The organism is Leptolyngbya sp. Cla-17, assembly GCF_016807185.1.
Taxonomy (GTDB): domain Bacteria; phylum Cyanobacteriota; class Cyanobacteriia; order Leptolyngbyales; family Leptolyngbyaceae; genus ULC077BIN1.
Map to the genome: position 1 here is coordinate 1739916 of NZ_JAEVYN010000002.1, position 22717 is coordinate 1762632.

Sequence of the window (22717 nt, forward strand, 5' to 3'; positions counted from 1 at the left end):
TACTGAAGAGAAAAAGCAATAGAACAGCTAATTCATACAATGTAAAGAGGGGATACGGTTTGTTAAGGTTCAGAAACTTATATTTAGCAGCGTGTTACATTGTATCGTAATGTTTTCTTTATATTTGATGGGCTAAACCGTAAGGGATAACCCAGCTTGGTAAGTGATTCAAAGCTGTAGAGGCATCGAATGCAGGCAAACTCTGATCAGCCAAATCTTGCCGGTTGTCTGCTACAGCTCTTGCTGTTTATTGATAAACGACCGAGTTCTAGAGAGCAAGTTCAGCAGGTTCGCATGGCTCTCAAGGAGTTACGGGAAGAATGCGACTTTGAACTTCAAATTGTTGATGTGAGTGAGCAGCCTTACTTAGCTGAATACTTTCGTCTCATTGCAACCCCTGCATTGGTCAAACTTCATCCAGAACCTCGTCAAATTCTTGCAGGCGGCACACTAGTGCAGCAGTTGCAACACTGGTGGAGCCATTGGCAGCGCTCTGTGGCGGAGTATTTGGCGACCACTGCGGATTCGGGTGCGATAGAGGTGCGATCGCTCAAGCAAATCGCACTTGAAATTGCTGCGCTGACTCCTCAAACTGGAATTAGCGTGGCGGCACCTTTGGGCAATGCACCTACCGCAAACTTAGAATTGCCTATATCGGCTGAGGTTGAGCAGGTTTCCGCTTTACGCCTTCTCAAAGATGCATTTGATAGTTCAGCTTCATCTAATGCGGTGACTCGATCAACTGAGTTAATTCAACTATCGGATGAAGTCTTTCGGCTGAAGCGCGAAAAAGAGGAACTAGAGCACCAGCTTGAGTTTAAAGACCAAATTTTGACAATGTTGGCGCATGATCTACGCAACCCGCTGACAGCAACTGCGATCGCCCTAGAAACGTTGGAAAGAAACCACAGCCATAGAAATGGCGTAGAGTCGCACATAACACCGCAACTAACTGCTCGGTTGCTTAACCATGCTCGGACTCAAACACGGGCGATTGACCGGATGATTACCGATATTTTGCAGGCGGCACGCGGCATGGGTTCCGATGCGCGTATATATCCTCATGAGCTTGATTTAGGCACTTTATGCTTAGATGTGCTGAATAATTTGCAAGACCGTTTCCAAGAAAAATCTCATCAGGTTGAAAAAGATATTCCCTCAGATTTACCCATGATCCTGGCGGATGGAGAACGTATTCGACAAGTTTTAATGAACCTATTCGACAATGCTGTGAAATACACTCCAGACGGCGGCACGATTCAGCTTGTTGCACTGCATCGCACCACGCAAAAAGTACAGATTAGTGTGGTAGATAATGGACTTGGGATTCCTCCTGAAAATCAAGAGCGAATTTTTGAGGAGTGCTTTCGCCTCAAGCGAGATGAAGATAAAGCCGGGTATGGAATTGGGCTGTCTTTGTGCCAGCGGATTATTCGCGCTCATTATGGACAACTTTGGGTAGACTCTACCTTAAATCACGGCAGTTCCTTTCATTTTACACTGCCCGTGTTTCGAAAATAGCGCAAGGTATAGCTAACTGCCCTCACCCCATGCTTTAGAGAAGTCATCCACCGCGTGAAGTAGTTTGTACCTGTACGCTGATGATTTCGGTTTGCTCTAGACAAAACACGGCGATGTATTGTATTCACCGCCGCAGTATTTGATTATTTCGGTCTAAAACACGATCGCCATAGTTGCCTCAGCCGCTAACGAACTATAACCAAGGAACTATGACAGTGAGCAAAACTCTTGAATACCTTGCCAAATAATGTCGCTAGCATCGGCTAAGCCATGGTCGCTGTCAAGTTCAACCAGTTTCACCCAAGGGCGCGTTTTGGCAAAGTCAATGCTGGTTTGCAGCGGAATTACTTCATCACTTTTGCCATGGAACAATAGGGTCGGCACCGGGCGCAAGAGGTCGGCTTCGCGATATTGGGCAGCATCCTCAGCAAACTGGTAGCTGATGGGCAGCATTTTCTCTGCACCGTAGTGGTAGACCGGCAAAAAGCCTTCAGTTTTCCATTGCTGCACTTGTTCATAGCCCAAGCGGGGCAACCAATGAGATAAAAAACCGAAAGCCGGAGCGAGTAAGACTAATCGCTCCACTTGAGGCTGACGTTGCCCTAACCAGGCGGCGGTTAATCCACCAAAACTAGACCCGATCAGCGTAACGGGGGTAGGCGGAGCGGGTAGTTCAGCTTCCACCTGTTGTAGTTGGCGAGTCAAGGTAAGGTAAGTGAAGTCACCTTGGTTCAGATCGGGAGTAGTCAGGGGAATATGGAGATGGGTGAAGCGATCGCTAAAGTTTTTTGCTTTAACCGATTGAGGGCTGGAGGCAAATCCATGTAAATAAAAATATTGATGCATTTATTTTCTCGTTTAAGGTCAATTCAAACCATTATCAATCGGCTTAGAGCTTGACTTTATCAATCCTTAAATGGTGGCACAGTTCGCTTAACTACATCAGCAATCTCTAGAGCACATAGCAGTTTGAGAGCCGTGCGGCTAAAGCGCAGTAGATGAAAATCTGAGGTATCGCTGTTAAGCAGACCTGCTCAGCCTGTTGTTCGTCGAGCATGATCCATAATTTTCTGTTTACGCTCAGAATTGTTGCCCGTGGAGCGCTTGATAAAGTCTCCCGTGCTACGAGATAGATGTTCCAAAATGCGCTTTTTGCGATCGTCTGCACTTGCCATAAAGAAGAATGTCTATTGCTTTCATGTTCTTCTTTATTTTAGAAATCTTTACAGAACTATGCCATCTGGACCCAAAAGCTTTAGAGCTCTGATTCCTGTTTAGGTACTGACACATTCATGGCGGTCAAAATTGCCTGCTGGCTCACACTTTGATAAATCCCCTTGAGATGCTGCATTGCGGTTTGAGCCGCCTTTGCAGCCATTGCTGCATCTCCATCACTGGTTTTCAATGGAATCGTGCCTAACACATCTAAAACCGTTTCACTGCTGGGCGGAGGTGCGATTACCACCAAAGATGGCTCTAGTTCATCGACATAATGCCAAAACTTCTCTAAATCGAGAGCATGGGAAGCTGTGACAGAAGCGGGTAGAAATGAGTCTGCATTTTGGAGGATTGAATCTTCAGACCCACCTTGGCTACGAGTTTGGCGCAAGGCTTCAATAATTTGCTCCTTAGTTCGCCCCCTTAATTGAAAAAGAACAAAGGGATCCTCGCCAAAGCGATCGCCCAACAGATAATAGACCGCACCAATATGCTTACAAGGGTTTGCGGGATCAGGGCAAGAGCACCGACTGTGAATATCAAACTTGGTAAACGGAAACAGGCTTAAACCATTCGCAGTGAATACTTCCTCAATCGCTTGCGGCATTTCTCCCGCTAGCAACTTAGCGGAAAAAATTGCCCGCTGCGACATGGATTCAATCACATAGCTCCACTGCTCATCGGTGAAAGGATCAAGCGATAACGTCACTTTATAGGGTTCTGGAGCCGTTCCTTGAACAAGGGCTGCCACTTTTTCCCCTTGAAACTCAATGCTCAAAACGTTTCCTTCGCGTGCATAGACTCGCGCTCGTGCCAATCGCCGTATCCATCCAAAAGATTCTAGGACATCGATCCAGCGCTGCGCCCACCATTCACGGATGGGTTGAGAATAGGCATCAGTCATGGGAGGAGGGGAGTGAAGGGATAGAAGAGTGCGAGAGAAGTAACAAGGATGTCTTATTCAAATTTACCTTTGAATGAACCGCTTTTCTGTAGGAGCTTGTCCTAACAAAGTATGCTGAGGGCGATGTTTATTCAATGTTAGGAGGAATGCTTGGCGCGTAAACGATTGATTATTGAAATGGGTATGGGAGTGGATCAGCATGGTCAGGAGCCAACGGTTGCGGCTGCCCGCGCTGTTCGCAATGCGATCGCCCATAATGCCTTGCCGGGAGTTTGGGAAGTCGCAGGGTTAAACCATCCGAATAAAATGATCGTGGAAGTTCAGGTTGGAGTTCCCTATCCCGATCAGGTCAGGCAGGAAGAGGTATTGGCGGTGTTGCCCTTTGGTCGCAAATCATTGTCTGTAGAACAGGGGGGCATGGTGGTGCAAGGACGAGCGATCGCTGAATTAGAGGACAAAAATGATGAAATGCTAATTGCGGTTGCCTCTGTGACCGTTTGGGTAGACATCTAAAAGTTGGATGGATGTCCAAATAGTGCTTAGAGGCGTTGAAGCAAGCTGAGTCCATGGGTATCGCTACCGCAAGTATTGAGCAATCCATAGGTAGAGCTTAAGCGCTGCACTTGCTCGGTTTGGCGAGGACTAGTGCGCCAAGGAGAAGGGTTGTCATAGGCATAGTAAGTTTCGACGCCGTTAATCCCTAAGGTGGCAGCGGCGGCAATCAGGTCTTCAGGCGATCGCCGATAGCGAACTGGATGCGCTAACACTGCCAAACCACCCGCCATTGGATGTCCAAATAGTGCTTAGAGGCGTTGAAGCAAGCTGAGTCCATGGGTATCGCTACCGCAAGTATTGAGCAATCCATAGGTAGAGCTTAAGCGCTGCACTTGCTCGGTTTGGCGAGGACTAGTGCGCCAAGGAGAAGGGTTGTCATAGGCATAGTAAGTTTCGACGCCGTTAATCCCTAAGGTGGCAGCGGCGGCAATCAGGTCTTCAGGCGATCGCCGATAGCGAACTGGATGCGCTAACACTGCCAAACCACCCGCCATTTGAATGCTAGCAATGACTTGAGCAGCCGATGCGATCTCGTCTTGGGGGGCGCACTTCTGCACATAAGGCTCCATCGCCGAATGAGCTACGTCAAAGGCATAGCCGAGGATGTGTACTTCTGTTTCCAACAATCTAGAAGTGATTTCGATCCCTGTCCACAGGTGGGGCAAATTATCAACCCGGTCAGGATTCGCTTGGATATAGTCAGCTAGCCAACATTGTGCCCGTTGGTATCCATCAACGGTGTGGTGATCGGTGATGGCAAATCCTTGCAGCCCGATCGCGATCGCTTGTTCCATCAATTTCTCTGGCTGCAACTGTCCATCCGAGCAAACAGTGTGCATGTGAAAGTTAAACGATGTGGGGCAGCTTTCAGCGTGAATAGTCTCAAATACGCCCCTTAGCGCCAGGGTATCCTGGGCAGTGGGCTTCGAGGAAACAGATTCCTCAACCAAATTTACGACAGCCATAGTTGCCTCAGAAGGGTTACGTGGGTATGTCTTAATCTTTGGCAAGACTTCAACACCCCAACTCTATCTTAACCTTCTGTTACTTACTGTTGTCTGCTTTACTGTGTTGCTGGATGCTTGTCAATCCTATTCAGTGCAATAGTTTCCAGTCTTTATCTTCTACTGATCAAACTTTTAAGTCTGCTTCATAAAAGAAACTAATCACCCTGGCAAGCCCACAGGAAAAAAGACCGCACCGAATCACCCGTCGTTCAAAGTTGTCCACCTTAGACGGAATCAGTCCAAGCGGAAATTAAAAGGCAATCGAGCGTAAATTTCTGAAGGATCATTCATCCCTCTCAGCACAGTGAATTCTGTCTGAAGCTTTCCTAGCTCTTTGAAAACTAGATTTTTTGATTTAGCTTTTTGAAAGCTTTCGCTGGATAAACTCCTTAGTAATTCTTCCTGAAGTCCACGAGATTGAGGATACTCGGCGAGTTTCCAGTCGTCTCCCAATTTGGCTCGTTGAGCAGCATCTTGAATGGCATCTTTCAGCCCGCCCAGTTGATCGACTAACCCGATCGCCAATGCTTGCTTACCAGACCAAACGCGACCTTGGGCAATTTCTGCCACTTTTGCCTTTGGCAACTTGCGTGACTCTGCGACCTTAGTCACAAATTGGTTATAAATGCGATCGACTGATTTCTGAAAAATGGCTAACTCTTGCGGGGTACGAGGACGGTTGATGCTAGAAATATCTGCATAACGCCCTGTTTTCACCACATCCCAGGATATACCGTTATCGTTTGCGATCTTTTGCACATTAGGACGTAATCCAAACACCCCAATAGAGCCTGTAATGGTGTTGGGTTGGGCAAAAATGCGATCGCTAAAGGTGGAAATCCAGTAGCCGCCAGAGGCTGCGACTCCACCCATAGAAACAACCACGGGCTTTTTCTTGCGAGTTTGAATCACTTCTCGCTGAATCACCTCCGAGCCAACCACGCTACCACCGGGACTATTCACCCGAATCACGACCGCTTTTATATCGTCGTCATCCTGAATTTCTCGTAGCTGTTGGGCAAAGCGATCTCCTCCCACCTGGTCAGCATCGCCCTCTCCATCGACAATTTCGCCCTCTGCATACACCACAGCAATTTGATTTTTTGATTGCCGCTCTTGCTCTAATGCTTGCTGCGCAACTCTGGCATAGCTCTTCAAGCTGATCTTGCGAAAAGATTCATCATCCTTTTCGCCAAGCTGCTGAAGTTGACTAATCATTTCATCTTCATATGCTAGCTTTGTGGCTAACTTTTGCTTAACAGCATCTTCTGCTTCCACAATGGCTTGATTATCAGTCAGATTCTGCAACTGAGTGGGGGTCAATTTTCGATCTTTGCTCACTGTTGTCAAGAACTCACCCCATACATCTCCCAGCAGCGTCTGGGTTTGCTGGCGGCTTTCGGGGCTGCGTTTGTCTAATAAAAATGATTCTACGGCGGCTTTATATTTGCCGACTCGCGTCACTTGCACGCCAATGCCAAACTTTTTTAAGGCACCTGCATAGAACGCAGTGTTGGAAGCGAGACCGTTGATTTCAAATGAGCCGTAAGGGTTAATTGCGATCGTGTCGGCTACAGATGCCAGGTAATATTCCGGTTCGCTCCAGTCAACCCCATAAGCAATGATTTTTTTGCCCGTAGCCTGAAACCGCTGTAGTGCCTCACGGATTTCTTTTAGTGCAGCATAGCCTGCGCTGCTGGAACTCTCCATCTCTCCATGCAAATATAGCGCCACAATTCGCTTATCTTTTGCGGCGCGATCTATCGCATTCAGTGCCATACGCAACGGTATTGTATCTGGAGTGCCACTGAGTAACGCATTGCCTAAATTACCCCTAGAGCCTCTCTGTCCATCGGTGATGTCTACTGTTAAATCGAACTCCAGCACAGACTTATCTTTAACGCTTGGTGCGGGATCTTTAGATGAGATAGAAATAACCAAAAGTACTAGTCCACCAATGCTTAAGCCCAAGAAAATCAGCAATGCTAGCAAACTGGCAAAGGTGTATTTAAAAAAGTCGCGCATTCCAATCCTTTTCTTTTCTGCGGATAGCACAAAATCGCTACTAGCTCCATGCTGGCGTGAAAATGCTTTAACGACAAGGGGCAAGTAGGAAAAGAGCGGCGGAAGGACACTAGGAGGGCAAGAGGTAAGAGTGAAGGGTAGATAGATCTACCCTTCAGAAGGAGGGGGAATCATGGATCTGGTGCTGTTTTATGCCAGAAATGATACCTGTGTTTGCGCTTCCCACAACCGCAGCAATAGAAATTCAGCCATATCTGAAACAGCCGTCACAAAAATGCCTGTCTCTGCTTGGATGTTTTCGGCAATCCAGCTTCCATAGACTGTTGCTTCCACAAATTCTTGATCCACAGGAGTGACCATTACCACTTGGGTTTGCTCTAATCGCAGAATCTGCTCGAGTTGCTTCAGGCTAGGTGCAGTCGCAGGCAGCAAAAACGAGGCACGACCTGGCTGAATATATAGATGTTGCCCTAGCCGCATTGCCAGCACAATTCGTTGAGCGATCAACACTTCTAAAGGAGCCATGACGCGCTCCATATGTAGTCCATTCTCGGTATACGTCAGTTTCAGCATGGTGATTTCTCCAGGGGAGGGAGAGGAAGTAGGGGAGTTGAATGGAGATGGGGATTAAGTGCCAAAATTAGACAAAAAACAACCCCCGCTTCTGGTTCTTTCCAGCAGCGGGGGCGTAAGCGTCTCACAAAGCTTGCCTATGTCGGCTCAGGTCTTTACCTGCACCTCCCGCTATCAATGTATGCTTCTGAACTGAACTCATTTTGAATGAGTCTAAAAATGCGATCGCTTGGGCTTGCAGTGACGACATCACAATTGCCTATAGGTCGATTCTCCAGCTCTTTGGCAAAGCCGCTACCATTAAAAAGCCCAGCGATCGCCAGACTTCCGGTAATAGAATGGCAATACGATTGGCTGGGTATGGCTGAGAGAATCAACATAGGACGTGGGTTTTAATTTTGTTACTTAGATACTACAAGGTGTAACACCTGTTTGTCTACCACTAGGGGAATCAGTGTGATCACGATGTATTCCTGAAAGATTGAAAAAACTTGCTTCTTCGGTCATCCAAGTGGATGAGGTAAAGGCTAGGAAAAACAGCCAACCTATTTAAGGGGCTGTGTTAGAGGGCATTCGTTTGAGCTAAGGCAGTCTTACAATAAGGCAGCTCTAACGAAAGTTTTTCTATACTCCATCGATGTGTGTTTGGAGGCTTATGGGGCTGAATCAACCAATTCAATACTGGCGAATGGTTAGGGAGATCGCAGCAATCACGGGATTGATCGCATCGACGGTTGAAGTGATTGCCTGGAAAGTGATGGAGTCTCAAAGTCCTACCATTGCCCAAACGCCTGTTTGGATGCAGGTTGCAATGATTGGCATTCCAATTATTTGCAGTATTGCTGCGGTTGTTGCAACAGCATTTTTTTTGGCTCGGTTTTTGATCTCTACTCAAGATTGTGAAAATCGATTTCGGACTATTTTTGAAGGAACTGCGATCGGTATTGGGTTAGACAATCTGGATGGCAAAATTATAGAAAGCAATGCTGCTTTACAAGCCATGCTGGGCTACAGCCATGAAGAACTTGCCAGCATGACTTTTTCTCAATTCACCCATCCCGATGATGTGGCGATCGATATTGGGCTATTTGGTGAAATGATTGCAGGAGATCGCAGTTCATACCAAATTGAAAAACGTCACATCAACAAAGATCAGCAGTTACGCTGGATCAGGCTGACCAACTCCCTAATTCGGGATGAGGCGAACAATCCTCGCTACACCATTGCTGTTATCGAAGACATTACGTGCTTAAAGCAAGCTCAAGAAAGCATTCAGCTTTACAGAGACATCGTGAAACGAATGCAGCTTGGGCTATTGGTTTGGCAAATGCCTGATTTAAATGATGTTCAGTCTTTGCGTTTAGTCGAGTGTAATCCTGCGGCTCAACAGATTTTGCAAATCACAGCAACCCATGAAGAGTTAATCGGCAAGCCCTTGGCGGCGCTCTTTCCAGAGTTGCTGGAAACCGATATTCCTGACATCTACGCGGAAGTGATTCGATCAGGTCAAGGTCGAAATTTGTGTGAAGGGTGCTACGGCGACACTACGAGCCAGCAGATTTTTGCAATGAAAGCATTTCCGCTGCCCAATCGGTGTATCGGGCTGGTCGTTGACGATATTACCCAGCGCAAGCAGGCTGAAGACGCTTTGCAACAAAGTGAAGCACGATTTCGGGTGGTTGCAGAAACCGCCGCTTGTATGTTTTTGGTGTTTCAAGGAAACTCTCTTCGCTATGCAAATCCGGCCGCAGAAACCATTAGTGAATATTCTCGTGATGAGCTGATGACGATGACCTTTTGGGATTCTGTTCATCCTGATTTTCAAGACATGGTGCGCGATCGCGGCTTAGCGAGACAGAGTGGGGCAGATCTACCCAATCGATACGAATTTAAAATATTGACTAAATCCGGTAAAGAACGGTGGTTAGACTCTACTGCTGGCGTGATTACCTTGGAGGGTAAGCCAGCCGTGTTAGCTACAGGCTATGACATTACTGAGCGCAAACAGGCTGAGGAACAACTGCAATTAGCGGCTGATCGCGAGCGGCTGCTATGGGAAATTTCGCTACGAATCCGGAGTTCACTCAACCTGGAAGAGATTTTGCAGACGACAGTAGCAGAGGTACGCCAATTTTTGCAGGCAGATCGGGTGCTGATTAGCTATTTTGAGCCAACTGGTTGCTGTCGAACGATCGCAGAATCTGTAGGCGATAACTGGAAACCTGTCTTGGGATGGGAGGTTCAAGCCTGCGCGATCGCAGAAATCAAACAGTTGTTCGAGCCAGATACCGTGCGCGTCATTCACAACACTGACCAGATTGAAAAGACTGCCTTTATTGCGGAATACTACACGCGCTGCCAGGTAAAAGCGGGAATGGGCATTCCCATCATGTTGAATGGAGAAATGTTTGGTGTACTCATTGTTAATCAGTGTTTAGAACCTCGTCACTGGCAGCCATTTGAAGTAGATTTGCTAAAAAAACTGGGCACTCAAGTTGAAATTGCCATTCAGCAAGGGCAGCTCTATCAACAACTAATGGCGTTGGCAAGCAATCTAGAATCTCAAGTCGAAGACCGCACCGTGGAATTACATCGGCGAATGCAAGAACTACAGAACCTAAATGAGGTTAAAGATTTACTGCTCCATGCTGTTTCTCACGACTTGCGAACTCCAATCCAGGGAACGCTGATGGTGCTAAATCATCTCCGTGATAAAGGATGTGAAACGGTGCCCGTGACTCGCTCCATGCTGGATTGTATGATTGCCAGCAGCGATCGCCAATTGAGTCTGCTTAACTCTTTAATGGAAACCCATACCAATACTCAGGCATCACTGACCTTAAGTTGCGAACCCGTTTGTCTATCTCAAGTCTTTGAGGAGGCGATCGCCGCTCAAGCTGGTCTGTTAACTAAAAATGAAGCTGTAATTGTCAATCAGATGCCGCCAAGCTTATCGGCTGTAAATGCTGACCCTATCCTGCTCCAGCAAGTTTTAGAAAACATGCTTGCCAATGCTGCTAAACACAATTCGCCGGGTCGCACTATAACCCTCACAGCTACTCTTACCAATCAAGCTTTCCCAAACTCTCTCTATTGCACCGTGACCGATGATGGCACAGGCATGACTCAAAAACAGTGCGATCGCCTCTTTCAACTCTATGCCCGTGGCTTAGATAAACAGCGTCTCACTGGTATTGGGGTAGGACTTTATCGATGCCAGCAGATTATTTCTGCTCACGGTGGCAAAATCGGTGTTTGTAGTACACCGGGTCAAGGTTCAACGCTTTGGTTTAGCCTTCCCTGTGCTTAACAAAGCCGTAATATTTCAATAAGAGAAACAGAGCTTTTCCTACCTGCTAATTTCATTAATTTTCAAATTTTTGTAGGGGCGCAATATTTGCTATCCAGTATCCGATTGAGTCGGCAAAGTGATGGTCCGAATGCCATGCCCTGACTGAACCAAAGTGTCATGTGTAGCTATCGTAAATCCTTTATGTTGTTTCAATAAGGCACAGCAGAGAGATTAAATGACCTCTCTAAGATTCGATAACCTTCTGGGTAGTTTCCCTGACACCCACCTAGCCACCTATCCCCACATAGCCATGAACTTTTCTAGCTTTTTGCGAACGACCTCCATTGCCACAGCTGCACTGACTTGCTTAGTTGCAGCCGATGTCCGTCCAGCTTTTGCCGTTCAATTCTTCACGCAGGTTGATGAGAATAATGCTTTAGTCAGTTATGACAGGGTAACCCAGATCCCTTTTACGAGATATTTGTTTTCGGGAACACTTGAACCTAAAGTTACTGCAACACTTAACGCGCCAGGAGCAAAGGGATTGTTCACTTCAGACGGGTTTCAACCAAGTAGCAATTCTTCGATTCCCTTAGAAATTAGTACAAAGATTGCCCAAGAAATTGTCGATCGCTATACCTTCACTAGCTTTGTCGGCAGCTACTTTGCAGCCAATTTACCCGGCACCGCTAGCGGGCTCATACTCCCCCAGTCAGCGAGGTTCTTTCGAGGTCAGGTCAGCGTTGGAGACATGGAGGGTGAGGTAAGCCGTACTATTTTGACTTCCACAGGCGTAAATGTTGGTGACTCAGATTTTCTGCTTACGCTTTCTAATCCAGCAAACCCAAGCGAATGTTCCAATGCAACATTCCCATTTTGCGGCACGGCAGCCTTTGATTATGGCATTGCCCAAACGTTGCAGAACGTGACTTCTTACTCTGTGTCACCTGCTTCTGTGTCACCTGCTTCTGAGGCAGTTCCCGAACCGAGCGAAATGGCTGGCAGCGCGATCGCGATCGGCTTGCTAGGCTTAGGCTGGTCTCTTAAACGCAAATCGGTTAAGCCACTTCTATAGGGATAGGAACTCCGGTTTTTTAAGTATAAAAAATTGCGCCGCGCTGCCTCAAATCAAGAGCGGCGTTTTTTGTCAGCCCCGAATTTTGACCAAACAGCGTTCTGGTAACAGTCGCACCAATCAAGTTTGTTTCTTGCAGATCTGCCCAACGCAAATCGCAGTTGCTCAAATCGACACCGTAAAGATTGGCACCACTCAAATCAGCACTATTTAAATCAGCCCGGCGCAAGTTGGCATGACTTAAAGTAGCTTCGCTCAAATTAGCGCTTTCTAGAAAGTGATGGTCCGAATGCCATGCCCTGACTGAACCAAAGTGTCATGTGTAGCTATCGTAAATCCTTTATGTTTTTTTAATAAGGCATAGCAGAGAGATGAAATGACCTCTCTGAGATTCGATAACCTTCTGGGTAGTTTCCCTGACACCCCCCTAGCCACCTATCCCCACATAGCCATGAACTTTTCTAGCTTTTTGCGAACGACCTCCATTGCCACAGCCGCACTGACTTGCCTAGTTGCAGCCGATGTCCGTCCAGTTTTTGCCGTTCAATTCTTCACGCAGATTGATGAGAATAATGCTTTAGTCAGTTTTGATGGAGTGACTCAGACTCCTTTTACGAGATATTTGTTTTCGGGAATGCTTGAACCTGAAGTGAGTGGAACATTTGTTATAGGAGGACTTGGAGGCTTTAGTTTGCCAGGGTTTAGACCGGTTGATTCTAACGCTTCGCCGGAGGTTCAGGAAGCGGCTGTTCGAGCACTCGCCGATCGCTATACCTTTACCAACTTTATCGGCAGCTACTTTGCCGCGAGTTCACCCGGCAGTGATGGCACTATCAAGCGTATCATTCCACGATCCGTGATTTTCGCTAAAGAGCAGCTTAGCCCTGGAGCGGCTACCGACCCAATGCCAGGTTTTGGACAAGATTTTGACCTGCGCTTTTCTAACTTGACTCCTACAGGTGTAGTTGTTTTTAGCTCAGGTTTTGTGCTTACGCTTTCTAATCCAGCAAACCCAAGCGAATGTTCCAATGCAACATTCCCATTTTGCGGCACAGCAACCTTTGATTTTGGCATTGCCCAAACGTTGCAGAACGTGACTTCTTACTCTGTGTCACCTGCTTCTGTGTCACCTGCTTCTGAGGCAGTTCCCGAACCAAGCGAAATGGCTGGCAGCGCGATCGCGATCGGCTTACTAGGCTTCGGCTGGTCTCTTAAACGCAAATCGGTTAAGCCACTTCTATAGGGATAGGAACTCCAGTTTTTTAAGTATAAAAAATTGCGCCGCGCTGCCTCAAATCAAGAGCGGCGTTTTTTGTCAGCCCCGAATTTTGACCAAACAGCGTTCTGGTAACAGTCGCACCAATCAAGTTTGTTTCTTGCAGATCTGCCCAACGCAAATCGCAGTTGCTCAAATCGACACCGTAAAGATTGGCACCACTTAAATCAGCACTATTTAAATCAGCCCGGCGCAAGTTGGCATGACTTAAAGAAGCTTCGCTCAAATTAGCGCTTTCTAAAACAGCGGCTGTCAGGTTTGCCCGACCCATCTCGACCCGACTTAAATTCGCTTGCGTTAGATTTGCGCGGGTCAAGTCTGCATTCGTTAAGGTGACACCTAGAGCGTTGGCTTTAGTCAAATTGGCACCCACCAAATTGGCGTTGTTAAGATTAGCACCAATCAACGTGGCTGATATTAAAAAAGCACCAATTAGCCGAGCATCTTCCAAATTGGCATTGATCAGATTGGCACCGGAAAGATCGGTACTGATAAAATTAGCTCCTTTGAGCTGAGCAGAGTGTAAATCAACCCGCTTGAGGTCGGCTCCAGAAAAATCTTCAGTTGGACGCAATCCAACGAGTTTTGCCAGCTCAAAAAAGTCTTCAGTGTCTGCCTTCGCAACCAGTTGGGTTAAGTCGTGAAGTTTCTGAAAAGGCTGGTCGGTTGGCATATTTTGGTAAAACTGCCCAGAAAGGGTGGAGCTGTAATCCATAACACTCCGGTTAGGAACATTAGCAGAATCAATAGTAATGAGTAAATATCCTGAAATTTAGCTGGAAATATTCAACCAGTCGGGCGATCGCAAATTCAAATCTTTTGCTGTCAAATCACAACTTGTTTGTGAAGCTGAAATAAATCAAACGTTTTCTAGAAAAAATGACTGCTCAGCTCTCGGAAAAGCAGCGCCCAAACTAGCGTGAATTACCTAAATTCTAATTTTTTCTAAACAAGAATGGGTTCACATTTGTGAACCCATTGATAAGTTATTTTAATAAAAAGTAATTGCAGGGCAGTAAAAACCCGCAGATCAGTAAAAATTTAACCTAAATTGCCCTGACTCCATAATTTAATCAATTGCTCAACCACTGCCCGTTTGTTTGGACTCATCTCTGCACCAAGCGTTTCTTTTAATTGAGCTATGGTTGCATCCGATCTATCAACCGTGACACTTCGCTCTTGCTGTTGAGCAAGACTTGGATTGAGTGAACTGTGATAAGAACTCAGTGTGTGCAGTTGTAGATGTGGCTGAAGCATTGTTATGTCCTAAAACTAATTTAATTTACTAAAGAAGTTGCCCAGGTCCGGAAGGCTAACTTTTGCGCAGGTAATCTAGTGTTATCAACAAACTTTGTGCAGTATATCAACTGTCAGTTCTGAATGGTCTATCCCAAAGACTTAAAAAGCAATAATAGGCTTCAAAGTCTTGAATCACTGACTTACAGAGCTTTGTTCTTTGACAAAATTACTACAGCACGAACCTAACATTCCTTTGTAGCGATGTCTCTAGGAAAAGCAAATCTTTAAAGAAAGCCTTTAATTCAACCTTTCCTTAGTCAAGGATTCATTTCTTTAAGATTATCTGAAGCGGAACGCGATCGCCTCACCCGTTCAGGGAAACTAGCCCATCCTTTCAATTCAGCCTTTTCCTATCAGCTACTACTATTTTAGCAACTGCTGTTAAAACGAAACGTTTTGGGTACTTGTAGAGCTAGCGTGAGCGCGCGGGTTGCCATGAAAATGGTCAGGGCAAACCACAGAAGATGAACGTTCTGTAAGAATCCAGCGATCGCAGCTATGGGTGCAAAACCGCCTAATGTTGCGATCAACGCTGACTTTTGAATTACTTGAGCTTGGGTGAGTCCGAGGAAGTAGCCATCGAGCATATAGGCAATGGAGCCAAATCCAAGAATTGCTAGTAGCCAAGGGACTTGTCCATGAATCAGTTCCACGATTTCAGAATGATTTGTCAGCAGCCCAAATAGAAAATTGGGCATGGCAATGAAGGCGATCGCAAAGGTGAGTCCCAACCCTAAGCTGGTTATCCCCGACACGCGAACTAGCAAAGCGAGTTTGTCTAGATTATTTTTCCCATAGAATACACCTGCCATGGTTTCGGTCGCAAAAGCTAATCCATCGATAAAATAGGCAGCCAAAGACACCACTTGCAGCATCAACGCATTGGCAGTCAGGATTGTTGTGCCCATCGTGGAACTCAGAGTTGTGAAGACAGCGAACGTGGAGACAAAAGCAAAGGTGCGAACGACGATCGCTCCGTTAAGGGCAAATGAGGCTTTCAGCGCGGTAGCATCCAGCAGCTTTTGGCGAAGATGAGGGATGGTGGGGTAAAGGGCACGATCGCTGCCAACCATCCATACACCAACGAACAGCATCAAATATTGGCTAACGGTGGTTGCGCTGCCTGCTCCCATGCTTTGCCAGCCCCACTGCACCACAAATAGATATTCCAATGCAATCTTGCTGCCATTGCTCACTGCTGAAAGCAGCAGCACTTTTGTGCTTTGCTCTCGTCCTAAAAAACAACCCACTAAGGTCATATTCATCAGTGTGGCAGGCGCTCCCCAAATTAAAGCGCTGTAATAGGCTTGTCCCGATGCTTTCACTTCGGCTGTGGCATTTAATACTGCAAACCCAAGGATTCGTAATGGCTCTTGTAGCAAGACCATGCCCACTCCAGCAATCAAGGCAACTAATCCATTGCGAAGCCCAGTCAGCATCACCTCGTCGTGATCATCTCGTCCAATCGCCTGAGCCGTTAGTCCCGTAGTGCCCATGCGAAGAAATCCGAATGTCCAATAGAGGTAGTTAAATAGAACGGTTGCTAGGGCAACTCCTGCCAAATGATGAATGTCTGGCAAGTGCCCCAAAAATGCCATATCCAGCAGGCTTGCCAGGGGCACCATCAAATTTGACAATACGTTGACCGCTGCCAAGCGAAAGAATCGCTCAAAAAAAGCGCGATCGCCTTCCACATTTAACTCTGGCATTCGTTGATCTGGTTTGGAGAATTTACATCACGTAGAAATGTCAGAATCATTTTGACAATGCTGTTTGGCGAAAGTCTAGAAGCGATCGACTCCTTCAAAAGTTTTGCTAGGTAACGGTTTAGCCGCCTCGCCACAAGTGCGGGGCGTAGGAAAGAGCTTAGTCGGGTTGGCGATCGTTTGGGGATCGATCGCCTGTCGCACCCACTGCATCGTTTCTAAATCTGCTGGCGAAAACATCTCTGGCATGTAGCAGCGCTTATCGGCACCAATACCGTGTTCCCCGGAAATGCTGCCGCCGACTTTCACACACAGCTTCAGGATTTCGCCGCCCAACTCTTCCACTTTTTCCAGCGCACCGGGAACCGCATTATCATACAAAATCAGCGGATGCAGATTGCCATCGCCTGCATGAAACACGTTTGCTACGTAATAGCCATAGCGATCGCCCAATGCCGCAATTTCCTTTAACACCAATTCCAGCTTGGTGCGAGGAATCACACCATCCTGCACATAGTAATCGGGCGAAAGCTTACCCATAGCAGCAAATGCAGCTTTGCGTCCTTTCCACAGGGTCAACCGTTCATCTACATGGGTGGCAATCCGAACGCTGCGTGCCCCGTTTTGAAAACAAATCGCTTCTACCCGCTGCGTGTTTGCCTCTACTTCCACCTCCAGCCCATCCACTTCCACCAGCAAAATCGCCTCAGCATCGCGGGGATAGCAGTTTGTTGCCACCACATCTTCCACCGCGTTAATGCTGAGGTTATCCATCATTTCCATGCCACCGGGAATAATCCCCGTGCCGATAATATCTGAAACGGTTGCCGCCGCTGCTTCTACACTCATAAAATCCGCCAGCAAGACCCGAATCGATTCTGGCGTTTTTACCAGTCGCAACGTGATTTCAGTAGCAATGCCCAACGTACCTTCAGAGCCGACAAACACGCCAGTCAGGTCATATCCTGGCGTTTCTGGCACCGCACTGCCGATGTCCACAATATCGCCGGTGGGCAGCACTACTTTCAAGCCCAGCACATGATTGGTCGTCACACCATATTTGAGACAGTGGACACCGCCAGAATTTTCTGCCACATTGCCACCGATTGAGCAAATGATTTGACTGGAAGGGTCCGGCGCATAGAAAAAACCTGCTCCACTGACGGCTTGTGTGACCCAACTATTAATCACTCCGGGCTGCACCACAACGCGCTGATTTTCTAGGTCAATCTCCAAAATTTGGTTCATTAAGGTCGTGACAATGAGAACGCAGCCATCCACAGGCAACGCTCCACCGGATAAGCCCGTGCCCGAACCGCGAGTGACAAAGGGAATCTGGCTTTGGGCGCACACTTGAACGATCGCTGCGACTTCTGCGGTTGTGCGGGGCAACACCACCACATCAGGGCGGTTGCGATAGCTGGTTAGCCCATCGCATTCATAAACCAGCAGTTCTTCTTTGCGACGAATGACGTTGTTTTTGCTGACGATCGCCTCAAATTGCTTGATGATCGGCTGCCAATTGCGCGTGGTTTCTCGTTCTTGAGCCAGCATGAAGCGTCCCTGCGTAGTATCTAAGATTATTTTATAGCGAATGACGAGGGGTGGAGGTGAGGTGAGCGAAGCCGAACCCCACTGGATAATGCAACCGCGTGAAGTATCAACAAATTGGAGGGTTGGTGTGGCTCTAAGGGATGATGACAATTGCTGTAGCGATCGTGTTCTCTCAAAAGAGACCAGCATGTGGATGAAGCAATATGGCGATCGCAGTTCGAGCCGTTCAGTTTGATTTGCCAGCATCGATTGATCGCCATTGGATTAGTGGCAGTCCGTTCAAAACTCATTTGTTTAACAGCTTGCATTTGACTTTGCCTGCTGTGGAACATTGGATGATTAGACATGTCAAGTCTAGGCTCAAATACATTACAGCCGACCCACTAAGGCAAAATGTTCGCGGATTTGTTTTACAAGAAGCCCAACATGCGGAGCAACACGCTCGATTTGGGCAAATACTACGACAGCAAGGGTACGAGCTAAAGGCTTGCTTGCAGATGGAGGATTGGCTATTAGCGAGTCTGCAACGGCTAGATTGGCGGTTGAATTTAGCAGCGATCGCAGGTATGGAGCATCTGACGGTCTTACTGTCTGAGGTAGTTCTCCACAGTGACCTGCTAGCAGCGGCTGAACCCACCCTCAAAGCCATGTTGGAATGGCACGCGATAGAAGAGATTGAGCATAAAAGCGTTGCCTATGAGGTACTGCAAACCGTGAGTCAGAATTATCTGCTCCGGGTTGCAGGGTTGGCGATCGGCTGTGCTTTTGTCTTGGGCTTATTAAATAGGTGTACGCTTACCTTGCTGCATCAGGATCGGTGCCTTTGGCGATGGGCAGCTTGGCGGGAGATGGGGCAGTTTTGGCTGACAAAAGAGAAAATGCTACTGCGAACAGTTCCCCATTGCTTCTGGTATTTGCAACCCAACTTTCATCCGGCAGCACACGGTTGATCGTAACGAAATGCTTGCTGTTTACCAAACAGGCAAATCTGGCTGTCTAAAATGGTGAACATAAAAGAATTTCGAGGGAGGGTCAGTATGGGTATCGCTACAGTTAACCCGACGACTGGCGAGGTGGTGAAAACGTTTGAGGCGTTTTCAGATGAGGAGATTGAAAGTAAGGTTGCGATCGCCCAAGCGACGTTTTTGCAGTATCGCCAGACGAATTTTGAGCAGCGATCGCAGTGGCTCCAGTCTGCTGCTGCAATTCTAGAGTCTGATAAAGAGCGCTTGGGTGCCTTGATTACGCTAGAGATGGGGAAGACATTGAAGGCGGCGATCGCAGAGGTAGAAAAATGTGCTGCGGTCTGTCGCTACTACGCTGAAAATGGAGCGAAGTTTTTAGCAGACGAGGTGATCTCAACTGATGCCAGCCACAGCTTTATCCGCTATCAGCCATTGGGCATTATTCTTGCCGTCATGCCGTGGAATTTTCCCTTGTGGCAGGTGTTTCGGTTTGCGGCTCCGGCGCTAATGGCGGGCAATGTGGGATTGCTGAAGCATGCGTCCAACGTACCCCAATGTGCGCTGGCGATCGCCGAAGTGATTCAGCAAGCAGGCTTTCCCCAAGGTGCATTCCAAGCATTGCTGATGGATGCCAGCAAGGTCGCTGCACTAATGGCAGACGATCGCATCAAAGCGGCAACGTTGACAGGCAGCGAACCTGCGGGTGCGAGTTTGGCAGTGGCGGCTGGAAAAAACATTAAAAAAGTAGTGTTGGAACTGGGCGGCAGCGACCCCTTCATCGTCTTGCCTAGTGCGGATTTGGCTGCTGCTGCTGCCACTGCGGTTGCCTCGCGCATGTTGAACTGCGGTCAAACCTGCATTTCTGCCAAGCGGTTTATTGTGGCAAATTCTATTGCAGATGAGTTTGAAGAGTTGTTGATTGCTAAGTATAAACAGTTGAAAGTCGGTGATCCCATGCTGCCGGAGACGGATTTGGGTCCACTGTCTACACCCAAAATTCTGGAAGACATTGATCGCCAAGTGCAAGCGATCGTCCAGCAAGGCGCACGAATTCTGGTAGGCGGTACCCGGCTCGATCGCCCTGGAAACTACTATCAGCCCACGCTAATCACGGATATTACAGTGGATAACTCTTTGGGACGAGAAGAATTTTTTGGTCCAGTTGGGCTGCTGTTGCGGGTGGCAGATGTGGGTGAGGCGATCGCTCTGGCAAACAATATACCCTTCGGTTTAGGCTCTAGCGCCTGGACAACCGACCCTACTGAACAAGAACAGTTAATCAATGGCATTGATGCTGGATGTGTCTTCATCAACGGCATGGTGAAATCTGATCCGCGGTTACCCTTTGGCGGCACCAAGCGATCGGGCTTTGGCAGAGAATTGGGGATTCATGGAATTCACGAATTTGTGAATATTAAAACGATTTGGGTGAAATAAACCTTTGATGCGCTTCTTTCTGAGAATTTCGGCATCAAGCGACCTTAGCAAAGTCTCACTAATCGATATTGTCCTGTTACTTTTAACCTTATTTTTGCCTACCGCAGAAAGCGATGTCTAATCCTTTAAATTCACCCCCCGGTTCTGCCGAATGGGTTCCTCGGTCGTCACTAGAGGTGATTGGGCTGATACCCTGCGGTGGGCAAGCAACCCGTATATCCCCGCTGCCTTTCAGTAAGGAACTGTATCCAATTGGGTTCCAGCCTGGACGGGACAATAAACCTCGCCCAAAGGTAGTGTGTCATTACTTGTTGGAGCAGATGCGGCTAGCGGGAATCACCAAAACCTACTTCATTTTGCGATCGGGCAAATGGGATATTCCGGCTTATTTTGGTGATGGAGCCATGGTCGAGATGCATTTAGGCTACTTATTGATGGGGTTGTCCTATGGCGTTCCTTACACGCTCGATCAAGCGTTCCCCTTTGTGAAACAGGCTCTAGTTGCCTTGGGTTTTCCTGATATTTTGCTACAGCCTGATGATTCATATGCGCGACTGATTGCACGACAGCGACGCACTCAAGCAGATGTGGTGCTGGGATTATTTCCCTGCGATCGCCCCGAAAAAGCTGGCATGGTTGATTTTGACGAAACGGGCAAAGTCCACCTGATTATTGAAAAACCCTTACAAACAAACTTGCGGTTTATGTGGGGTGCGGCAGTGTGGAATCCCGTTTTCACTGACTTTTTGAGTCAGTACGTTGTTGCAGAGGAGCGCAAATTTAGCCAGGAAGGCAACCTCAAACCCCGTAAAGAAATTCCGATTGGGGATGTAATTCAGGCAGCGATCACCGCTGGGCTTCGGGTAGAAGCTGAACCTTTTGAGCGGGGCACCTATTTAGACATTGGTACCCCAGATGATCTAGTCAAAGCAGTCAGGCAGTATTGCCAGTAAGAAGTTGCAGAAGCAAGCCCTTTGCCATCATCGGATGCTCTTAATCAATAGAAATAGACTGAGGTCCATTGCCATTACGGGCTGCTGTGGAATAGGAAGGAGATCCACTTTGCTTATCCAGCCAGCTTTTGATGGGATCATCAGAAAGATTGAGCCGCAACAGTCCAGAAAATAGCCCTCCCATGAACGCAACGGGCTGGTGAGTGAGTTCTTTGAGGATGGGGGTGAGTTCGTCGAAAAACATCGCAAGGCTCCTTTGCCAAAAACAAGGTGAGAAACTGAATGATTGAAAACGAGTCAGTTCCTTTGGAAATTGTAACGTTGCTTAAAGGCGAACTGAGACCACTTTGAATTGATCTTTCGCTTCATCATTCATTTCTAGTCTTCAACCATCAATTGAAATGCTTAGCGATTCGGTAAGCGGTCATTCCGCCTCCTGCCAGGATGATTGCCAAAATGGGCGGAACCATTGGAATCCAGCCTTGATAACTAAACACGCTCATTCCAACAATGAGCACGATCGCAATCAGTCCGGCTTCCCCAATTAGCACCCAAACAGGGCGACGCAGCGCAAACCACGCGATCGCCCCCGCTAAAATTGCCCACCCGCCAATCCACACTATTTCAAGCTCATTAGACCAATACCAAATAGGCAATTTTCCATCAAGCCCAGCATTCAAAAACTGACTAACCATTTGAGCGTGGATTAACACTCCTGGAAGACTAGGCTGCTCTTTTTCAGTCAAGCTATAGGGCGTAAGAAATAAATCCTTAGCATTGGCGGCGGTCGTGCCAATCAACACAATTCGGTCTTTGATTTGTTCTGGCGGCACTTCCCCATTCAAGACTTGGCTCAGACTCACCTGCTGAGCAACGTTCCGCCCACGGTAGCTCAGCATCATTTGATAGCCTCGATCATCAAGATCCTGATAGCTACCTGCGGTTTTGTCGAGGGGTGAAAACGCGACGCTGCCTAGCTGGGCAACGTTGCGATCGCTGGGGTTCGGCTGCAACCGAATCCCCTCTTTTGCTAAATACATTTCCGCTAGGCGCAACGAAAAGGAATGAAATGTTGTGGTGTTCAAATCGGCAAACATAAGGTTGCGCCGCACCACACTATCGGCATCTAGTAGCACATCATTAAATCCCACCTGATCGTTGGGAACACCCGGTGGCGCAGGGGTAATCGGGGTGCCGAGATTAGTAATCGCCACGATGTTGGGCGCTTTCAGCGCAGTCAATAGCTGCGATCGCCCGGGTGGTTGAGGAATATCTCGAAAAATATCCAGCCCAATCGCTCGTGGTTGATGGCGCTGAAGCTGGGCAATGGTTTTGGCGATCGCCTCATCAGATAGCG

Annotated in this window: 22 protein-coding genes and 1 pseudogene; 9 read left to right on the forward strand and 14 right to left on the reverse strand. The window is 47.6% G+C overall.

Annotation, left to right across the window (positions count from 1 at the left end; all coding sequences use genetic code 11):
- The first annotated feature begins 189 nt into the window (after positions 1-189).
- The gene (locus JOY44_RS19055; protein WP_171575149.1) at positions 190-1521 is read left to right on the forward strand and encodes a histidine kinase; all 1332 of its coding nucleotides are present in this window, start codon (positions 190-192) and stop codon (positions 1519-1521) included.
- Between the two features lie 207 nt (positions 1522-1728).
- Here JOY44_RS19055 and JOY44_RS19060 read toward each other — a convergent pair whose 3' ends face one another.
- From JOY44_RS19060 to JOY44_RS19070, 3 genes are all read right to left on the reverse strand, one after another.
- Positions 1729-2367 carry a YqiA/YcfP family alpha/beta fold hydrolase gene (locus JOY44_RS19060; protein WP_171575150.1) on the reverse strand — a complete coding sequence of 213 codons (639 nt, stop codon included), beginning with the start codon at positions 2365-2367 and terminating at the stop codon, positions 1729-1731.
- Positions 2368-2555: 188 nt separating this feature from the next.
- Positions 2556-2696 carry a hypothetical protein gene (locus JOY44_RS19065; protein ID WP_171575151.1) on the reverse strand — a complete coding sequence of 47 codons (141 nt, stop codon included), beginning with the start codon at positions 2694-2696 and terminating at the stop codon, positions 2556-2558.
- An 80-nt stretch (positions 2697-2776) separates the two neighbouring features.
- Positions 2777-3643 (reverse strand): SWIM zinc finger family protein, encoded by an 867-nt coding sequence (locus JOY44_RS19070; protein ID WP_171575152.1) that lies wholly within the window; start codon positions 3641-3643, stop codon positions 2777-2779.
- 150 nt (positions 3644-3793) lie between these two features.
- Here JOY44_RS19070 and JOY44_RS19075 point away from each other — a divergent pair, with 150 nt between their 5' ends.
- Positions 3794-4156: a Lin0512 family protein gene (locus tag JOY44_RS19075; RefSeq protein WP_171575153.1), complete on the forward strand. Its 363-nt coding sequence runs from the start codon at positions 3794-3796 to the stop codon at positions 4154-4156.
- 26 nt (positions 4157-4182) lie between these two features.
- Here JOY44_RS19075 and JOY44_RS19080 read toward each other — a convergent pair whose 3' ends face one another.
- The 4 genes from JOY44_RS19080 to JOY44_RS19095 all read right to left on the reverse strand — a co-directional run bounded on the left by JOY44_RS19080 (position 4183) and on the right by JOY44_RS19095 (position 7803).
- A complete protein-coding gene (locus JOY44_RS19080) occupies positions 4183-4428 on the reverse strand; it encodes a hypothetical protein (protein WP_197985570.1) in 246 nt (81 codons plus the stop codon).
- Between the two features lie 18 nt (positions 4429-4446).
- Positions 4447-5163 (reverse strand): PHP domain-containing protein, encoded by a 717-nt coding sequence (locus JOY44_RS19085; RefSeq protein WP_171575154.1) that lies wholly within the window; start codon positions 5161-5163, stop codon positions 4447-4449.
- A 276-nt stretch (positions 5164-5439) separates the two neighbouring features.
- Positions 5440-7230, reverse strand: a complete 1791-nt coding sequence (sppA, locus tag JOY44_RS19090) for a signal peptide peptidase SppA (RefSeq protein WP_171575155.1) — start codon at positions 7228-7230, stop codon at positions 5440-5442.
- Between the two features lie 189 nt (positions 7231-7419).
- Positions 7420-7803 (reverse strand): alr0857 family protein, encoded by a 384-nt coding sequence (locus JOY44_RS19095; RefSeq protein WP_171575156.1) that lies wholly within the window; start codon positions 7801-7803, stop codon positions 7420-7422.
- Positions 7804-8006: 203 nt separating this feature from the next.
- Here JOY44_RS19095 and JOY44_RS19100 point away from each other — a divergent pair, with 203 nt between their 5' ends.
- The 3 genes from JOY44_RS19100 to JOY44_RS19110 all read left to right on the forward strand — a co-directional run bounded on the left by JOY44_RS19100 (position 8007) and on the right by JOY44_RS19110 (position 12170).
- A complete protein-coding gene (locus JOY44_RS19100) occupies positions 8007-8171 on the forward strand; it encodes a hypothetical protein (protein ID WP_203032058.1) in 165 nt (54 codons plus the stop codon).
- A 287-nt stretch (positions 8172-8458) separates the two neighbouring features.
- Positions 8459-11113, forward strand: coding sequence for a PAS domain S-box protein (locus tag JOY44_RS19105; RefSeq protein WP_171575158.1), 2655 nt, complete (start codon positions 8459-8461; stop codon positions 11111-11113).
- 292 nt (positions 11114-11405) lie between these two features.
- Positions 11406-12170, forward strand: coding sequence for a hypothetical protein (locus tag JOY44_RS19110; protein WP_203032059.1), 765 nt, complete (start codon positions 11406-11408; stop codon positions 12168-12170).
- A 19-nt stretch (positions 12171-12189) separates the two neighbouring features.
- On the opposite strand, the pseudogene JOY44_RS19115 reads toward JOY44_RS19110, so the two are convergent.
- A pseudogene (locus JOY44_RS19115) lies at positions 12190-12432 on the reverse strand (pentapeptide repeat-containing protein); the annotation flags it as partial.
- Positions 12433-12621: 189 nt separating this feature from the next.
- Here JOY44_RS19115 and JOY44_RS19120 point away from each other — a divergent pair.
- On the forward strand, positions 12622-13413 hold the full coding sequence (locus JOY44_RS19120; protein ID WP_203032060.1) for a hypothetical protein: 792 nt from the start codon (positions 12622-12624) through the stop codon (positions 13411-13413).
- Positions 13414-13432: 19 nt separating this feature from the next.
- Here JOY44_RS19120 and JOY44_RS19125 read toward each other — a convergent pair whose 3' ends face one another.
- From JOY44_RS19125 to glcD, 4 genes are all read right to left on the reverse strand, one after another.
- Positions 13433-14161 carry a pentapeptide repeat-containing protein gene (locus tag JOY44_RS19125; protein ID WP_171575162.1) on the reverse strand — a complete coding sequence of 243 codons (729 nt, stop codon included), beginning with the start codon at positions 14159-14161 and terminating at the stop codon, positions 13433-13435.
- A gap of 326 nt (positions 14162-14487) precedes the next feature.
- Positions 14488-14703 carry a hypothetical protein gene (locus tag JOY44_RS19130; protein WP_171575163.1) on the reverse strand — a complete coding sequence of 72 codons (216 nt, stop codon included), beginning with the start codon at positions 14701-14703 and terminating at the stop codon, positions 14488-14490.
- A gap of 410 nt (positions 14704-15113) precedes the next feature.
- Entirely contained in the window at positions 15114-16454 is a 1341-nt protein-coding gene (gntT, locus tag JOY44_RS19135) for a guanitoxin biosynthesis MATE family efflux transporter GntT (protein WP_197985571.1), read from the reverse strand.
- Positions 16455-16529: 75 nt separating this feature from the next.
- Entirely contained in the window at positions 16530-18251 is a 1722-nt protein-coding gene (glcD, locus tag JOY44_RS19140) for a glycolate oxidase subunit GlcD (RefSeq protein WP_197985572.1), read from the reverse strand.
- On the opposite strand from glcD, the gene JOY44_RS19145 reads away from it, so the two are divergent.
- The 3 genes from JOY44_RS19145 (at position 18209) to JOY44_RS19155 (ending at position 21360) form a co-directional block, all read left to right on the forward strand.
- Complete coding sequence (locus JOY44_RS19145; protein ID WP_171575164.1) at positions 18209-18955, forward strand: metal-dependent hydrolase; 747 nt, start codon at positions 18209-18211, stop codon at positions 18953-18955. The genes glcD and JOY44_RS19145 overlap by 43 nt on opposite strands.
- 87 nt (positions 18956-19042) lie before the next feature.
- Positions 19043-20407, forward strand: coding sequence for an NAD-dependent succinate-semialdehyde dehydrogenase (locus JOY44_RS19150; protein WP_171575165.1), 1365 nt, complete (start codon positions 19043-19045; stop codon positions 20405-20407).
- A 113-nt stretch (positions 20408-20520) separates the two neighbouring features.
- On the forward strand, positions 20521-21360 hold the full coding sequence (locus JOY44_RS19155) for a nucleotidyltransferase family protein (protein WP_171575166.1): 840 nt from the start codon (positions 20521-20523) through the stop codon (positions 21358-21360).
- A 40-nt stretch (positions 21361-21400) separates the two neighbouring features.
- On the opposite strand, the gene JOY44_RS19160 is transcribed toward JOY44_RS19155, so the two are convergent.
- Both JOY44_RS19160 and JOY44_RS19165 read right to left on the reverse strand, forming a co-directional pair.
- Positions 21401-21604 carry a hypothetical protein gene (locus JOY44_RS19160; protein WP_171575167.1) on the reverse strand — a complete coding sequence of 68 codons (204 nt, stop codon included), beginning with the start codon at positions 21602-21604 and terminating at the stop codon, positions 21401-21403.
- 148 nt (positions 21605-21752) lie between these two features.
- On the reverse strand, positions 21753-22717 hold a 965-nt coding region (locus tag JOY44_RS19165; RefSeq protein ID WP_171575168.1), incomplete at its 5' end, for a CHASE2 domain-containing protein.

Coding starts and splice junctions, on each gene's coding strand:
- JOY44_RS19055 (WP_171575149.1), top strand. CDS start 190: ATGCAGGCAAACTCTGATCAGCCAAATCTTGCCGGTTGTCTGCTACAG.
- JOY44_RS19060 (WP_171575150.1), bottom strand. CDS start 2,367: ATGCATCAATATTTTTATTTACATGGATTTGCCTCCAGCCCTCAATCG.
- JOY44_RS19065 (WP_171575151.1), bottom strand. CDS start 2,696: ATGGCAAGTGCAGACGATCGCAAAAAGCGCATTTTGGAACATCTATCT.
- JOY44_RS19070 (WP_171575152.1), bottom strand. CDS start 3,643: ATGACTGATGCCTATTCTCAACCCATCCGTGAATGGTGGGCGCAGCGC.
- JOY44_RS19080 (WP_197985570.1), bottom strand. CDS start 4,428: ATGGCGGGTGGTTTGGCAGTGTTAGCGCATCCAGTTCGCTATCGGCGA.
- JOY44_RS19085 (WP_171575154.1), bottom strand. CDS start 5,163: ATGGCTGTCGTAAATTTGGTTGAGGAATCTGTTTCCTCGAAGCCCACT.
- sppA (WP_171575155.1), bottom strand. CDS start 7,230: ATGCGCGACTTTTTTAAATACACCTTTGCCAGTTTGCTAGCATTGCTG.
- JOY44_RS19095 (WP_171575156.1), bottom strand. CDS start 7,803: ATGCTGAAACTGACGTATACCGAGAATGGACTACATATGGAGCGCGTC.
- JOY44_RS19105 (WP_171575158.1), top strand. CDS start 8,459: ATGGGGCTGAATCAACCAATTCAATACTGGCGAATGGTTAGGGAGATC.
- JOY44_RS19110 (WP_203032059.1), top strand. CDS start 11,406: ATGAACTTTTCTAGCTTTTTGCGAACGACCTCCATTGCCACAGCTGCA.
- JOY44_RS19120 (WP_203032060.1), top strand. CDS start 12,622: ATGAACTTTTCTAGCTTTTTGCGAACGACCTCCATTGCCACAGCCGCA.
- JOY44_RS19125 (WP_171575162.1), bottom strand. CDS start 14,161: ATGGATTACAGCTCCACCCTTTCTGGGCAGTTTTACCAAAATATGCCA.
- JOY44_RS19130 (WP_171575163.1), bottom strand. CDS start 14,703: ATGCTTCAGCCACATCTACAACTGCACACACTGAGTTCTTATCACAGT.
- gntT (WP_197985571.1), bottom strand. CDS start 16,454: ATGCCAGAGTTAAATGTGGAAGGCGATCGCGCTTTTTTTGAGCGATTC.
- JOY44_RS19145 (WP_171575164.1), top strand. CDS start 18,209: ATGGCGATCGCAGTTCGAGCCGTTCAGTTTGATTTGCCAGCATCGATT.
- glcD (WP_197985572.1), bottom strand. CDS start 18,251: ATGCTGGCAAATCAAACTGAACGGCTCGAACTGCGATCGCCATATTGC.
- JOY44_RS19150 (WP_171575165.1), top strand. CDS start 19,043: ATGGGTATCGCTACAGTTAACCCGACGACTGGCGAGGTGGTGAAAACG.
- JOY44_RS19155 (WP_171575166.1), top strand. CDS start 20,521: ATGTCTAATCCTTTAAATTCACCCCCCGGTTCTGCCGAATGGGTTCCT.
- JOY44_RS19160 (WP_171575167.1), bottom strand. CDS start 21,604: ATGTTTTTCGACGAACTCACCCCCATCCTCAAAGAACTCACTCACCAG.